A 14,740-nucleotide genomic window follows, 5' to 3' on the forward strand; every position below is an offset into this window, starting at 1 on the left:
TCCTAGATATGAATTCCATCCCGAGACGTTACTGGATTTTCCCCGTAGACCTACTGTTTATGATTTTGTCCTACTTTCTCGCACATATTGTTCGTTTTGAAGACTTACGATTTCTAGAGAACCAACAAGTTTTTTTCACCTGCTTGGCTATCGTCGTCGTCTCGCGCTCCATCGTCTTTTTTTATACGGGAATTTACAGGTCGATCTGGTCCTACGCCTCCTTACACGATTTGCTAGGCATCATCAAGGCGACTGTGCTCTCTTCTCTCATTTCCACCATCGCGATTTTATTTTACAATCGGTTCTCACAGATATCGAGGATGGTTCCGATCCTTGATACCTTGTTCTTACTTGGTTTTTTATGCCTACGAAGTCTCGGATGGAGGATGATTCGAGATCAAATTTTCCATTCCAATACAAAACATGGCACACCCATCTTACTCGTCGGTGCAGGTAAGTTAGGTGCTACATTTTTATCAGAAATCCGCAGACGAACAGAGCTTGATTTAACCCCCGTAGCCTTTCTGGATGATAATGTTACGAAGGTGGGAGGTTACATCCAAGGTGTTCCGATTCTCGGCGGTGTAGAAATTGCTGAAGAAACGATTTATAAATATGGCATTCGGAAAGTCATCATGACGGCATCACAGCCAGATGGACGCGTGGTGAGCCAATTGATGAAAACTTGCGAAGCCTGTGGTGTAGAATTTCGAATTCTACCTTCCTTTACGGAATATTTTCTCGATAAGCCTAAAATCAATCAGCTACGTGAAGTTCAAGTGGAAGACTTACTTGGCAGGCCGACTGTAGAGCTGGAAATCGACCAGATCAGATCGTATTTGGAAGGCAAAGATATTCTAGTGACGGGTGCTGGCGGATCGATAGGATCTGAGATATGTAGACAGGTGGCACTTTTCAAACCTAGGTCTCTGATATTATTGGACGCCGCAGAAACTCCGTTATACGAAGTTGATTATGAGCTTAGGAAAAATTTTGCAAATCTTCCTATCGAGTTTAAATCCGTAATTGCCGATGTAAAAAATCTTTCGCGGCTTTCAGCTGTCTTCGAAACCCATAGGCCGACCGTTGTTTTCCATTCTGCAGCGTATAAACATGTTCCGATGATGGAGATCAATCCGTCTGAAGCTGTTCTAAACAATGTTATGGGAACAAAAAATGTCGCCGATGTATGCCGGCTAAATGGTGTCGATCGTTTCGTTTTGATTTCAACAGACAAGGCAGTAAATCCAGTCAATGTCATGGGAGTTTCTAAACGAGCGGCCGAAATCTACTTACAACACATCTCTCAAAGCTCTCGGACAAAATTTATAACGGTCAGATTCGGAAATGTTCTAGGATCGAACGGCAGCGTCATACCAAGATTTCGCGAGCAAATCAAACGTGGAGGTCCTGTAACGGTTACTCATCCAGATGTAATTCGTTATTTTATGACGATTCCCGAAGCTACGCAACTTGTCCTCCAAGCAGGTTCCATGGGAGAACATGGTGAAATTTTCATTCTGGATATGGGAGAACCTGTCAAAATCCTTTCGCTGGCTGAGGAAATGATACGCCTTTCAGGATATACCCCGCACAAAGACATTAAAATTGAGTTTTCGGGACTGAGACCAGGTGAAAAGCTTTTCGAAGAATTGATGTTAAATGAAGAAGGCATCAAAAAAACTCACCACCCTAAAATTAGGATTGCGGCACCACTCGAATCGTACAATTTATTACTCTTCCAGAACAAATTGAATAAACTTTTTTCTTTGGCAAAAGCAAATAAAGATAAAGAAATCTTCTATGCCTTTAAGGACATCATTCCGGAATATAAAATTCACGAAGAATACTTAGCCTGGGAAACGAAAGCCGGGAAAAAAATGTTATGAGTCAGACGCTTACACCAGAAGAAATCACCACTCTACGCGAATTCAAAAGGCAACTTTTCAATCTATATTGGGAGAAATTTGGTGTATTTTACATACATGTAATGCCTCACCCAAAATTAGAAATTGGAAAGCGCGGCCTCCTCAATGCAGAAAAAGAATCTGGCATTGTCCTCGTTTTTGGAGATAAGGCAGTGAAAATTATCGATAGTCATGCTGACTATATTTTCGCAGAACTACAGTTTGGTTCTACTTGGGAACCAACGATCATACCATGGGATGCCGTTTTCCGTATTTATGATAAATTTCAGAATTCTGCGTCTCAATTGCGATTTTTACAACTAGACAGTGGACTCGACCTCAAACCAAAAGAATCGAAACCTGAAAAAGGGGATCATCCAAATCCCAAGGCAGATTATTCGGAAGAGGGAAATGTAATACGAGTTGATTTTGGAGGGAAAAAGAACGAATGAATTATTTTACTATTACTCGTGGTGATGTAGACGGATTTTTTGGCCTAATGGTAGACAACCTCATACAGTTGTTAGTATTAACAGGGCTTTGTGTGGGCCTTTGTGGGTTTCCGATTGCTTTTGTAACGGCTGTTGTTCTGCCTGGTGCGGCGATTTCGCTATTGATCGGAAATCTATTTTACTCCTGGCAAGCGTATAAACTCGGAATTAGAACCGGTAGAACCGATGTTACAGCACTCCCTTATGGCATAAATACAGTATCCTTATTCGCCTTTGTCTTATTTATCATGTTTCCGGTTTACCAGGCAACCAATGATTATAAAGCCGCTTGGAAGGCGGGTCTTCTAGCATCCTTCGCATCTGGCCTGATCGAACTCTTCGGATCTTTCGTTGCTGATCGCATCCGCAAGGCCACACCGAGGGCGGCACTCCTTTCTGCCCTTGCTGGGATCGCCATCACCTTTATCTCAATGGACTTTTTACTAAAGACATTTGAATACCCGTTAGTTGCTTTTTTACCACTTGGAATCATCCTTTTACAATATTTCGGGAAGGTAAAATTTCCATTTGGATTGCCGGGAGGATTTGTATCGATCCTGATTGGAATCGCTTTGGCCTTTTTTTCCAAATATTTGGGAACACCTATCTTTGTCGAGGGAGGCTTAGAAAAAGGTGTCGCAACCATAGGATTCTATCTTCCAGTTCTTTCCATCATCGACCTCTGGGATGTCTTAAGTTTAACAAATCTCAAACTCTATCTGGCAGTCATTTTACCAATGGGAATCTTTAACGTGATCGGCTCTCTTCAAAATATTGAATCTGCGGAAGCTTCAGGCGACCACTTTGACACGAAATCATCTCTGCTTGCAAATGGAATCGGAACTCTTGTGGGAACATTATTTGGTTCCCCTTTCCCGACTACCATTTACATCGGTCATCCAGGATGGAAAGGACTCGGAGCGAAACACGGTTATTCTGTGTTAAATGGAATATTTATAACCATAGTTTGTCTCTTCGGACTTATGGGGATTTTGCAAGCCCTTATACCGATAGAAGCAGGAATGGCGATTGTTCTTTGGATTGGTATCGTGATTGCAGCCCAGGCATTTCAAGCTACACCAAAAAACCACGCACCTGCTGTTGTTGTCGGACTTCTTCCTGCTTTGGCAGGTTGGGCAGTTCTTATCTTTCAAAGCACCTTTTTCTACTTAGATGGAAAATTACAATCCCTCTTAAAGGAACTAGGTGTGAAAACTTCGCATCACTTTTCTCTTTCCGATATCGGAACGCATGAGCCATTCTTGCCCTATGCCTTAGGTGGAGTCATTGCTCTTTCTCAAGGATTCTTACTTAGCTCTATGGTTTGGGCAGCGATCGTTGTTTTTTTGCTTGAAGGAGAGTTTTTGAAATCTGCCCTATGGTCGGCGGTAGGTATGCTTCTTGCGGCTTTAGGACTGATCCACTCCTATAAATTGGTCGGAAACGCCATTCTAAATGAGTTTTCTCCCTTCCAGAATTGGCAATTCCCTCTGGCTTACTTTCTCTTGACAGCTCTCTTTCTACTCACTCATTTTCTCACTCGTAAGCAAACGACCCCCAACCAAGGATAAAAGAGTTGTCATATTTCTGGAAAAGTTATCCCATACTCTAGTCTAAAGACTAGAGTTCGAAATCTAATAGTTTCGAACGAATAAGGAGAATTTAACTTCTATGACTTGGATCAAACGAATCGGTTTTTTCCTACTAACAAACATCCTAGTGATGACGACCGTTTCCATTGCGACAAACGTGCTCGCGTATTTTGGAATCGGCATTCAGGCATTTGGTGTCAACCTAACCCAACTCGTAGTCTTCTGCTTGATGTGGGGTATGGCGGGTTCCCTTATTTCGCTATTCCTATCAAAATATATGGCAAAGTGGACCATGGGTGTCAAAACCATTGATCCAAAAAATGCCTCCAGTACAGAAATGGAAGTCTATCGTCGGGTGCAGTCGTTAGCACAACGTGCCCACTTACCTATGCCAGAAGTGGGGATTTATGAATCTCCCGAGGTGAATGCATTTGCGACGGGGCCAAGCAAATCAAGCTCCCTTGTTGCTGTTTCCACGGGACTCCTCGCTCGCATGAACGCACAAGAATTAGAAGGCGTTCTGGCACATGAGCTTTCGCATATTGCGAATGGAGATATGGTGACACTCACCCTCATCCAAGGCGTTGTAAACTCATTTGCCATGTTCTTCTCACGGATCATTGCGATGCTTGTTGCCAATGCCGTAAAAGAAGAGATGGCATATATCGTCCGTTTTGTGGTAACGATTGTCCTTGATATCGTCTTCTCGATTCTTGGATCCATTGCTGTTGCCTACTTCTCTAGAAAAAGAGAATTTAGGGCAGACGCAGGAGCTGCGAAACTAGCCGGACGTGAGTCAATGGTTGCTGCATTAGAGAGCCTTCGCACAATGGTAGGTCAGCCTGAGGATGAAAGAGGTGCTGCACTTGCATCTCTTAAAATTTCTTCCAGTAAAGGTGGATTCATGTCTCTTTTTGCCACCCACCCTCCTTTGGAAGAGAGAATTTTAGCTCTTAAATCTAGCAGATAATTTAGGATCTGTTGTTACTTACTTAAAAAGGTCGGTTTTGCCGACCTTTTTTTATTGTCAGAGAAGCTAGACTGAATTTCACTTTCTATATATGTCTATCGTGAAGTCCAAGATTCGAACCATTCCAGATTATCCGAAACCAGGTATTTTATTTCGTGATATTACATCACTCCTCATTGATCCGGAAGGCTTTCGTCTGACAGTTGCAATGTTTGTTGAAAGATACCAAAATGAAAAAATTCAAAAAATTGCTGCTATTGATGCACGAGGCTTTATTGCGGGTGCTGCCCTCGCATTCCAATTAGGAGTGGGTTTCGTTCCGATTCGCAAAAAAGGCAAACTCCCAGGGAAAACCATTTCTCAATCCTATGCTTTGGAATACGGGGAAGACCATGTAGAGATACATGTGGATTCGATCCAGGCTGGTGAAAAAGTTTTGATTATGGATGATTTAGTTGCAACCGGCGGAACGTTAGAAGCTTCGATTCAACTCATACAAAAACTAGAGGGAAAGATCCACGAGTGCGCGACGATTATCGACTTACCAGATTTAGGCGGAGCAAAACGAATTAAAGAGAAATATGGGATCAATATTTACTCTATCTGCGAATTCGAAGGTCACTGATCTTCTATCGGGGAGATACTCCACTCTCCCCCTTTCAATTTATCAATACGAATATTGATTTCATTTCCTAGAAAATTCCACCTGACAATAAATATTTTTCTAAGTATGTGTATACCCCTTCCAGAGGCTACGTGTTTTCTTTCAACCGATACTGGATTTGGTACTAAACGCGGGTTAAATCCCTTGCCTCGATCAATTACATAAAAATCAATAAATCTTTTTGATTCATACACATGCACGGTTATGGTATCATCGCCACGTTTCCCCCCATGTTCGAGAGCATTATCTAAAGTTTCATCTACAAGGATTTGATACCAAAAGGAATCCATAAAGGATTTCCAATTTCTATTATCGTAAAGTCTCCAAAGCTTTTCCTTTAACTCTCTAGATCCTTTATGTGATACATCGCTAAACGCCTCAAAGATCTTTTTCTGCCGTTCGAATAGAAAGGAAATGGGATGGGTAAGATAGTCTTGCGTGAAAGAATAGTGGAACAAAAAAGCGATAAAACATAAAATAAAACTTATATCATTAAACAGAAAAAAGTGTAGATAGTACTTAATGAAACTTGGGATTAATGACGATTGGAGAATCAACATTGTCGTTAAAAGAAAGGAAAGAGAGACACAGAGGTAGGCTGAAAATATATAATTTGAGATCGCAGGAAAACTATGCTTTAGTTTCATGGAAACAACTAACAAGAGCAAACAATACGAAATCCCATAAAATCCTGGATAAAAGTACTCGAGCAATACTCTACTCGCATATGGATTCATTTCAGTAGAAAGTGACCAGTCGATAAGGAGCAAAGTCGAACCTGAACCTAGAAGTAAAGAAACACAAACGGCGAGAATCGGATATGTGCGAAAATATGTTGGGAACTGCAACCCAAATAACAGAAGAGAAAAAACAAAGAAGACTAAAACTGTAGGCGCTGTATGCGGATTTTCCAGAAGAATATGATTAAAAACAGTAGAGTCTAAGATGAAGCCGATATTCCCTAGAAAAATGAGAAATGCCATGATCGAAAAACTTACCTTCATGGGAGTTCGCGGATTTTTACTAAAAGAAACTATACCTGCAATAGCAGAACAAAAAGCGGTAATACCAGTGATTGCTAATTCAAAAATACTCATTAGGGCTCAAGTCAAAAGCATGATCCATAGACTTCAACTTTCCACCATAATTTTACTATCAGTAAATGTTTTTGCGTCTGAGATTCAAATAGATACTCAGAAAAAGATTTCAATCGATACGATTAAAAAAGGTGTGGTTCAAATCAAGGTTTATTCACAATCCCAAGATCCTTATTCTCCCTGGCTCTCGGGCAATGTAACAGCCTCTACAGGCACAGGCTTTTTAATCGGAGAGAATAAAATATTAACGAATGCGCACGTAGTTTCAAATGCAAAATTCATTGAGGCTCAAAGAAACAACCAGACAGAGTGGTATGAATTAAAAACTTTGTTTGTGGCACATGACTGTGATCTCGCTATCCTGGAAGCAAAAGCACCAGAATTTTATGAAGACAGCTACTCCTTTGCACTTGGTCCGATTCCTGAATTAGGAAGTCCTGTGGATATCGTGGGTTATCCTATTGGTGGAAATAAAATATCCATTAGCCGAGGGATCGTATCTCGCATCGAACAGTCCACCTATGCCCATTCGCAGATTGACAGCCATCTTGTCATACAAGTTGATGCGGCGATAAACCCTGGCAATTCGGGAGGTCCCGCGATCCAAGATGGTTCTGTTGTTGGGGTTGCTTTCCAAGCGTCGACAAAAGGAGAAAACATTGGTTATATTATCCCAAAAAACGTGATCGAACATTTCTTAAAAGATATCGAAGATGGAAAATACGACGGTTATGTGGAGCTTGGAATACACTATCAGCCCTCTTACTCTCTCTCAGAAAGATTATATCGAAAAATTCCAAAAGATGTTGAAGGTGTATTCGTAACCAAAATACTTCAAGGCGGCTCTGCATTCGGTTTGCTTGAAAAGGGAGATTTAATTCATTCCATCGACGGGCTAAAACTCGGTAAAAATGGCACTGTAGCGTATAATGGAGAATCCAGAATCGATTTTGTAGAAATTGTAGATAACAAATTTGCGGGAGAAGAGATCACACTCGAGGTTATTAGGAAAGGAGAACGAATGATACTAAAATTTCCCGCCAAACGTATGCCGGCGCTTGACCTAATGCGTTCACGCTATGATGTATCCTATTCCTATTTTATATTGGCGGGACTCGTATTCCAACCTATGAACCGTGATCTTTTAGAAACTTGGGCTAAATCTGGTCAAACGCAAGGAGGCAGCCAATTCCTCTACCGTTTCAACCATTTGACTGAACTTGGGAATGAAGAAACGGAAGAGATTATTTTATATCGCAAATTATCGCATCCGATCAATTCTTCAGCAGATTATTTCCTGAATATGGTTGTTGAAACCGTAAACGGAAAACCCATTAACAATCTCAATGCATTCGCCAATGAAATCCAAAATTCAAAGGCAAAGTATATTACAATTTATTTCAAAGATATTTCGCTTCCGCTAATTGTTAACAGAGAAGATGCGATAAACTCTGATTTAGAAATTAAAAAATCTTATAATGTTTCTGGAAAATAAAAATGAATTTTAATCTTCGCTTCTTTACTTATTCTCTTCTTTTTATTTCGGTTTGGAGCCAAATATCTGCCAAAGTTCTACCGATTTCCAAGGATGATAACTCTATCGTTCAAGTGAAATCTACGGTCCAATATCCAAATTTCATTCAACCATGGCGTTATAAAAATCCGGAAACGAAACGTGCCTATGGAATACATGTTGGCGAAGGTTTAATCCTTACGACTACACAGACTTTAAATTATGCCACGAGCATCGAAGTAAACAAATTCGGAACATTAAAAAATTTCACGGCGAAAGTAGTGAAAATGGAACACGATCTTGGTCTATCGTTGATAAAAGTTGAAGATAAGGACTTTGTTATAGGATTAAATCATGTTAGTTTTCCGAATGAGGTTTTTTTACCTTCGCAAGGGCTGTTATTGGAATATAAAGAATACCGTAATCTAAGCGAGAAAAAAGTTAGAAGCGTAAAATTAGATATGGACACATATTCCAATGGCTACGTCGAACTGCCTTATGTAGAAATCCAATCTGATGAAAAATTAGAAGGTATCGGTGAACTCATCGTCGAAGAATCATCTCGGATTCCACAAGGCTTAGTCATCTCCTTCAAAGACTCGCAAAACAGTGGGAAAATGGTTCCGAGTTTTATGATCAAACAATTTTTAGACTGCAAATCTGTAGATTCATGCATTCCATTTAAAGGATTTCGTTTTCGTCCTCTATTGGATAAAGCTGCCAGAGATTTTTATGGCATCAAAAAAGAGGAACAAGGAGTTCTGGTCGCGGAAGTTTATCCTAGCCATGCGGGTTCCAAAAATTCTTTAGAATTGGAAGATGTGATTTTAGAAGTATCTGGATATAAAATTGATCCAAAAGGTTATTTTGAGCATCCAAAGTATGGGAAATTGGCATTATCGTTTCTATTTCATAGCAACGAAGATTTCATTAAAAAACAAAATGTCAAAATACCCGTTAAATTGATACGGAATCGAAAATTATTAGAGTTCGATCTGGATCTCAAATCGTTTAACGAGGATTCCATAATGATTCCCTTTGGCAATACAAGAAATAAAAAACCCATTTACATGATCGTAGGCGGTGCTGTCTTTCAGGAATTATCAGAGCATTATTTAATGGAATTTGGTGCTCAATGGAGAGCACGAGTCAGTAAATATCTTTTGTATCTAAATGATTTTCACCATATCGTACAGAAATCAGAAGAAGAAAAAGTAATCGTATTAACTCAAGTACTTCCTTTGACTGGAAACCAAGCCTACCATTCTATGCACCAAAATGTATTGGAGAAGGCAAATGGTATCAAACCAAAAAATCTAAATGATTTTCGTAGAATATTGGCAGCAAGTAAAGAAGAATTCATCCTTTTAGATTTTGAGGACGGCTCCCAAATTGTTTTAAAATCCGATGAGATACAAAAGCTAAACTCCGAAGCCTTAAAAACTTTCAAGATCCCGGCTGCGGAGAATTTTTAAGCTTACAATCCGATTTGATATGTTAAAGTTTTTGAAATCAAGATTGCTTTGAAGAGAAAGAGGAAAAGCAATCCTAATGTAAGCAGAGCATATTCCATTTTCAGGACTTTCTTATCCTCATTGAGAAGAAAAATGAATGCGGGTATGGAAAGTGTAAACATTCTTGAGACATTCTCATACACTGACCAGAAATGGTAATAACCAGCAGTTCCGATCATAAACATTACCAAAAATAAACAAACTCGGAACTCCCAACCTTTGGTTAGCTTGCCTGAAAAAATAAGTAACGACCCCATAAAAAACATAAACACGAGAGGGAGCCGAGAGAAGAGTCTAGCAAATGCTCTGATATCTATTTTGTCTTCAAATGCTAAGAAAATTGATTCAGAATATCTAATCATCCCTTCAAAAGGTAAGATAAAATCAGTTAAGCGAGAAGCCCTCCAATTAGGAAATTTATAAGATAAATAGAGATGCCAAGAAATCGGTATGATGAGAGTTGCGGCAACAATCAAAATTCTTTTAGTGTCGCGGCTCACTAAGGCTTTTAAGCCTAAAGGGAAAAGAAAAAAAATGGCAGGTTCTTTTGTTAAAATTGCAAGACTTGATAAGAGTATGAATCCGAACATTTTTTCATTTTTGTAGAAATAGTATGCCAAAACCACGAGAGAAACCATAACTGAGTCACTCACCAAAACGTAGTAGCTACCTAAAGCGAACGGATTAAATAGATACAATATACTAAGATGCTTATTTTCATCCTTTAACATAGAGCGAAGTGCAAAGTAAGAGAGGACTATTAATACAATGTTCCAGAAATACATTCCAAAAACGGATCCCCACTTCCCGAAAATTCCAAAAATAGAAATAAGAAACGGATAACCGATCCTAGGTGCTCTATAGGATTCATCAAACCCCTTGGGCCAATCTAAACCAAAGTTTGAAAGCGATCTTGAAAAATAATAGAATATCTGTCCATCATAGCCAGCGCCTAAATCCCCCTCCTCTCCTAGAAAAATGATCGCCTTTCTTGGAGTCTCTTCTTCATTTTGAAGTGCGAATTCTCGTCCGAAATTTACCATTGCGCTTGGGTTCCAATCGTATTTTTTCCAATAACTGAACGTGACAGAACTTAGGACAATTGCATAAATCAGAAATAGAAGCCATAGTTTTGTATCTAAGTATAGGAAGGTCTTGTCGACGAATTGATATATCTTTTTCATTGTTTATGTCCTTGCAGTTCCTTGAGTATTATTTCTTCCATTGTCGAATTAAAATATTTTGCACCATCATATGTTAAATGATGGGGATCAAAAAAGAACTGTTTCCGAATCAAGGACTTTGTATGGTCGTATAATGATTGATTGTTTTGACCTAGGCTGAATTTAAAATGTTCTATAAAACCACTATACCAGGTACCATTCACGTATTCTTTCGACTCTAATGGATTTTCTGGTGACATTATAACGACAAAAGGAATTCCTCGTGCTTTATAAAAATCGCTAACGCGAAGCAACTGTTCGTATTCAAACCATGGCTTAAAAGTAAAATTCTTAATCTCCTTCTTACGCATCCGCAGAGTGTTCAATCGACCCAATTCAAAGCGTTCCTCGGCATGGTCAAGAATGCGTAAGAAATAATCTTCGTCGTATTCACTTTCACTCATGAGAGAAAATCGTTTTTCATCTAGATAGGAATCTCTTACGTATGATTTATTACGAAAGTCGGGGTCCTTACAAAAATAGTGAGAAAGGCGAATCCCCACAGGGTAATCTTTGCCATAATGGAAAAGATTGGCCTCTTTCGCAGTTCCCATGCCATCGAGAACCTCGAGCCCAATCAGTGCCGAAGAGATTCCCTTATGATTCTGAATTTGTTCCCAGGGAAATGAGTTCCAGCCGCTTTTGTCAAAGTTTAGTATGGTCTGAGAAACAACATTCTCCTCGTTTTTGTCATTCGAGAAGATCGTGACCTTTATCTCGGTGTGATTCTTCAGTAAGAAAATAGAGTCCTCTTTCTCTCGTCCAAACGTACATACAAGTGTGCTTGTTTTCTGAGTCCAACCTTTGGACCAGATCCCTTCTCTTGGAATACTCCCATTGTACTTTTGGAAACTCCTTCCGCTTCGTAAATGGTTATCAAGCCAAGTCTCCAATGGATCGAAGGCAAAATGTCGATACCGATTCACATAAAGAAGTGATTTTGATGCGAGTCTTAAGATTTGTTTCTTATTTAAAACCTGAAAATAATCTCTTAAGAATTCTACAGGATAATAGGTTCGGGCAGGATACCTATCAGAATATTCATCTAACCATAGTTTTTCTTTGAATTTATAAGTTCCGTCCTCTATGGTGAGATATTCCCATTGCAAATCGGCAAAATTTAACATGTATACTACGAGGTCAGGTCTTGAATCTGCGATATCTTCCTTGTAATAATAGAGATCCGTTGGAGCCAAGGCAACATGTGAATAAAATTTGGAGATGATTTTCTTATCGGATTCCTTAAAAAGTTCTTCAGGCAGCACAGAATAAAGTGCGACAGAACTTCCAGCAATGATTACTTTTTTCCCCTCCAAGGGTGCCTTAATCTGTTTTCTCGCATAAGCAAAATTATACCAATGGGACGTATCCCATTCCATTTCATTTGGAAAATTTAGAAGTAGTTTTTCAAAAATTAAAAAATCTAAAAGAAAAGTAGCGGATAACAAGGCTAAGAAGACGATCGCTACCTTAGCTTTATAAGTTGCCAATAATGATTTCACGGATAGCGGGGAATCAGATGTAATTTTCTAAGAAATAATTTTTTTGCAAATTGCACAGCAAGTTTAAATACTTTTGAGTTAAAGGAACTATTTGAAAAAATATACTTAATTGGCAATTCTCTAACAGAACCCCCAGCTAGCGATATGATGCTTAATGCTTCCATATGAAAATCGAAGGCGATAGATTCTAAAGGATATGCTGCGATTTTTTCAAACGCATCCTTTGAGTAACGCCTGTAACCCGAAGTACAATCTTTAATGTTCGGTCCTACAATATTGAAAAGGCCTTTCGAAAGACAATAATTCATCACTCTCGCGGCTAAAAACGATATGACTCTCCGATAGAAAGGAACATTTACAGTTTCTTTTCGACTACCTATCACTAAGTCACATGATTCATGGTTTATAAAATCCGGAAGCCGATCGGCATCGTGAGATAGGCCTGCATCCATTGTAACGACCCAATCATAGCCTTTTTCCACGGCGAGTTTCATTCCATCTTGTATCCCACGAGGTATGTGGGTATTTTTATCGTGTCGAATCACAAATAAGCGATTCGGGAATTCACTCTGCAATTTCTTTAAAATCTCTGGCGTCTTATCTTTCGAACAATCATCTGTTACAGAAACATCTGCGTACTTGATCGCTCCCCTCACAACTTCTTCAATCGTTGATTCTTCATTATAAGCAGGAATAACTACCAGAGTTTTCATCTAATCTTTATTTTCCTGAAATATTGAAGACATCTTTGTTCGCTTCAATCCATTTCAAAAGTCGAGTGATGCCTTCTTTAGGCTTGATTGTAGGAGCAAATCCGAATTTTTTGGCTTCCTTGATATCACAGATAAAATATCTCATATCACCAGGACGTTCCACTTCAAAGAGGACTTCTTGCTTTTTGCCCATGATTTCTCCAATGAGCTCAATACATTCTAACAAAGAAATCTTATGAGGACTAGAGCCTCCGATGTTATAAACACCAGGAATAGGATTTTTAAAATAAGCTAAATAGGATTGCGCTCCATCGGCAGCATGTATGATGTCGCGCGTTTGTTTTCCAGTTCCGAAGATTCGAAGTGGTAACCCAAAAAAGGATCGAATGGCAAAATTTGCAACCCAACCATGATCTTCACCACCAAACTGGCGCTCACCATAGATGCCAGTAAACCGAAAGCTTGCTCCTTTAATGCCATACATATCCGTATAAGAACGAACATAATGTTCCGCACTCATCTTTGAGGCATGAAGCGGAGAAAGTTGACCTACCATGGTAGGATGCGTTTCCGGAATTTCTACGGGATTTCTTTCGTAAGCAGTCTTTCCTTCTACTAGAGAATCATTGATCGAATTTCCGTAAACATGAATCGAGGATGTATTAACGACTGGAATTTTTCTCTTGCGAGCTACTTCTAAAACATTAAAGGTTCCGATAACATTGGTAGAAAAATCAAGCTCTGGATCTTCCCATGATATTGTCATCGCAGGCTGTGCGGCCGTATGTATGATGTAATCGCAACCTTCAGTCCGATCCATTAAATGTTCTAAATTCCTGATATCACCTTTGACCATTGTAACGCCAAGATTTTTTAGATAATCCCAGTTATAATCCCTTGTTGCATCAGTTCCATATCCCGTTCTCTTTAACTCATATTTGGTCATGCTATCAAAGCTAACGACATCCCATCCTTCTTTTCTGAAAAGCTCACATACATGTGACCCTAGAAACCCACATCCACCTGTTACTAATACTTTATTAGCCATTATCACTATCTCCTAAATAAAACTTTTTTGATAATATTAATTTAAAAACGCCGAAAGCATCACTTAGCATCTGTCCCACGGTATAGGCTGCAGGATTTACTGGTTTAAAAAATGAAACCGGAATTTCGATACATCTCATATGAGATCTTACCATCTCAATCATGAGCTCTACAATATATTTATGGTCATGGATATGAAGCTGAGACTTGACTTGATAATAGGATTCTTTCCAGATTGAAAAGAAATGGCAATCAGCGTCTGTGAATCTTGGCTCTTGACCCCACCAAAAAATCTCCACTAATTTTCCCATTAGCAAATTGACAATGCGGTACATGGGACCCAAATTTGAGCCTTGTTCGATCATCTGCCTGGTCGTTCTTGTACCGATTACCATATCAGAATCTTTCATATACTCGAGTAACTTTCGATAATCTTTTGAACGAAAGGATCCATCTGGCGAGACAACAACGATAATGTCGCCTGACGCTTGTTCTATGCCTCTACGC

At 39.4% G+C, this 14,740-nt stretch carries 13 protein-coding genes; 7 read left to right on the forward strand and 6 right to left on the reverse strand.

The features are described from left to right. The first annotated feature begins 8 nt into the window (after positions 1 to 8). The 5 genes from EHQ58_RS05085 to EHQ58_RS05105 all read left to right on the forward strand — a co-directional run bounded on the left by EHQ58_RS05085 (position 9) and on the right by EHQ58_RS05105 (position 5,585). The gene (locus EHQ58_RS05085; RefSeq protein WP_210412779.1) at positions 9 to 1,889 is read left to right on the forward strand and encodes a polysaccharide biosynthesis protein; all 1,881 of its coding nucleotides are present in this window, start codon (positions 9 to 11) and stop codon (positions 1,887 to 1,889) included. Beyond that, the gene (locus EHQ58_RS05090) at positions 1,886 to 2,359 is read left to right on the forward strand and encodes a ClpXP protease specificity-enhancing factor SspB (protein ID WP_135622773.1); all 474 of its coding nucleotides are present in this window, start codon (positions 1,886 to 1,888) and stop codon (positions 2,357 to 2,359) included. The genes EHQ58_RS05085 and EHQ58_RS05090 overlap by 4 nt, the downstream gene beginning before the upstream one ends. After that, positions 2,356 to 3,969, forward strand: coding sequence for an NCS2 family permease (locus EHQ58_RS05095; RefSeq protein ID WP_135622774.1), 1,614 nt, complete (start codon positions 2,356 to 2,358; stop codon positions 3,967 to 3,969). The genes EHQ58_RS05090 and EHQ58_RS05095 overlap by 4 nt, the downstream gene beginning before the upstream one ends. A 100-nt stretch (positions 3,970 to 4,069) precedes the next feature. Next, complete coding sequence (htpX, locus tag EHQ58_RS05100) at positions 4,070 to 4,960, forward strand: protease HtpX (protein WP_135622775.1); 891 nt, start codon at positions 4,070 to 4,072, stop codon at positions 4,958 to 4,960. 91 nt (positions 4,961 to 5,051) lie between these two features. Further along, positions 5,052 to 5,585 (forward strand): adenine phosphoribosyltransferase, encoded by a 534-nt coding sequence (locus EHQ58_RS05105; protein ID WP_135622776.1) that lies wholly within the window; start codon positions 5,052 to 5,054, stop codon positions 5,583 to 5,585. Here EHQ58_RS05105 and EHQ58_RS05110 read toward each other — a convergent pair. Beyond that, positions 5,579 to 6,607: an ATP-binding protein gene (locus EHQ58_RS05110; protein WP_246047161.1), complete on the reverse strand. Its 1,029-nt coding sequence runs from the start codon at positions 6,605 to 6,607 to the stop codon at positions 5,579 to 5,581. The two genes, EHQ58_RS05105 and EHQ58_RS05110, sit on opposite strands and share 7 nt — an antisense overlap. A gap of 133 nt (positions 6,608 to 6,740) precedes the next feature. Between EHQ58_RS05110 and EHQ58_RS05115 the strand changes: the two genes are divergently transcribed. Then, positions 6,741 to 8,216: a S1C family serine protease gene (locus EHQ58_RS05115; RefSeq protein WP_425460472.1), complete on the forward strand. Its 1,476-nt coding sequence runs from the start codon at positions 6,741 to 6,743 to the stop codon at positions 8,214 to 8,216. 2 nt (positions 8,217 to 8,218) lie between these two features. Continuing rightward, a complete protein-coding gene (locus tag EHQ58_RS05120; RefSeq protein ID WP_135622778.1) occupies positions 8,219 to 9,709 on the forward strand; it encodes a PDZ domain-containing protein in 1,491 nt (496 codons plus the stop codon). A gap of 2 nt (positions 9,710 to 9,711) precedes the next feature. On the opposite strand, the gene EHQ58_RS05125 is transcribed toward EHQ58_RS05120, so the two are convergent. The 5 genes from EHQ58_RS05125 to EHQ58_RS05145 all read right to left on the reverse strand — a co-directional run. Continuing rightward, positions 9,712 to 10,932, reverse strand: coding sequence for an AZOBR_p60025 family cell surface glycopolymer formation protein (locus EHQ58_RS05125; RefSeq protein ID WP_135622779.1), 1,221 nt, complete (start codon positions 10,930 to 10,932; stop codon positions 9,712 to 9,714). Next, positions 10,929 to 12,473, reverse strand: coding sequence for a hypothetical protein (locus EHQ58_RS05130; RefSeq protein WP_167883540.1), 1,545 nt, complete (start codon positions 12,471 to 12,473; stop codon positions 10,929 to 10,931). Before EHQ58_RS05130 ends, EHQ58_RS05125 begins: the two co-directional genes overlap by 4 nt. Further along, complete coding sequence (locus tag EHQ58_RS05135) at positions 12,470 to 13,186, reverse strand: glycosyltransferase family 2 protein (RefSeq protein WP_135622781.1); 717 nt, start codon at positions 13,184 to 13,186, stop codon at positions 12,470 to 12,472. Before EHQ58_RS05135 ends, EHQ58_RS05130 begins: the two co-directional genes overlap by 4 nt. 7 nt (positions 13,187 to 13,193) lie before the next feature. Continuing rightward, the gene (locus tag EHQ58_RS05140) at positions 13,194 to 14,234 is read right to left on the reverse strand and encodes an NAD-dependent epimerase/dehydratase family protein (protein ID WP_135622782.1); all 1,041 of its coding nucleotides are present in this window, start codon (positions 14,232 to 14,234) and stop codon (positions 13,194 to 13,196) included. Beyond that, positions 14,227 to 14,740: glycosyltransferase family protein (locus tag EHQ58_RS05145; protein WP_476737870.1), on the reverse strand; the 514-nt coding region annotated here is incomplete at its 5' end. The genes EHQ58_RS05140 and EHQ58_RS05145, both read right to left, overlap by 8 nt.

The sequence above is a fragment of the Leptospira ognonensis genome, from assembly GCF_004770745.1.
Classification (GTDB): Bacteria; Spirochaetota; Leptospiria; order Leptospirales; family Leptospiraceae; genus Leptospira_A; species Leptospira_A ognonensis.

Excerpts from the sequence above, each read along its gene's own strand:
- EHQ58_RS05110 (WP_246047161.1), bottom strand. The coding sequence starts at position 6,607 with ATGGCATTTCTCATTTTTCTAGGGAATATCGGCTTCATCTTAGACTCT.
- EHQ58_RS05120 (WP_135622778.1), top strand. The coding sequence starts at position 8,219 with ATGAATTTTAATCTTCGCTTCTTTACTTATTCTCTTCTTTTTATTTCG.
- htpX (WP_135622775.1), top strand. The coding sequence starts at position 4,070 with ATGACTTGGATCAAACGAATCGGTTTTTTCCTACTAACAAACATCCTA.
- EHQ58_RS05105 (WP_135622776.1), top strand. The coding sequence starts at position 5,052 with ATGTCTATCGTGAAGTCCAAGATTCGAACCATTCCAGATTATCCGAAA.
- EHQ58_RS05115 (WP_425460472.1), top strand. The coding sequence starts at position 6,741 with ATGATCCATAGACTTCAACTTTCCACCATAATTTTACTATCAGTAAAT.
- EHQ58_RS05135 (WP_135622781.1), bottom strand. The coding sequence starts at position 13,186 with ATGAAAACTCTGGTAGTTATTCCTGCTTATAATGAAGAATCAACGATT.
- EHQ58_RS05125 (WP_135622779.1), bottom strand. The coding sequence starts at position 10,932 with ATGAAAAAGATATATCAATTCGTCGACAAGACCTTCCTATACTTAGAT.
- EHQ58_RS05090 (WP_135622773.1), top strand. The coding sequence starts at position 1,886 with ATGAGTCAGACGCTTACACCAGAAGAAATCACCACTCTACGCGAATTC.
- EHQ58_RS05085 (WP_210412779.1), top strand. The coding sequence starts at position 9 with ATGAATTCCATCCCGAGACGTTACTGGATTTTCCCCGTAGACCTACTG.
- EHQ58_RS05140 (WP_135622782.1), bottom strand. The coding sequence starts at position 14,234 with ATGGCTAATAAAGTATTAGTAACAGGTGGATGTGGGTTTCTAGGGTCA.
- EHQ58_RS05095 (WP_135622774.1), top strand. The coding sequence starts at position 2,356 with ATGAATTATTTTACTATTACTCGTGGTGATGTAGACGGATTTTTTGGC.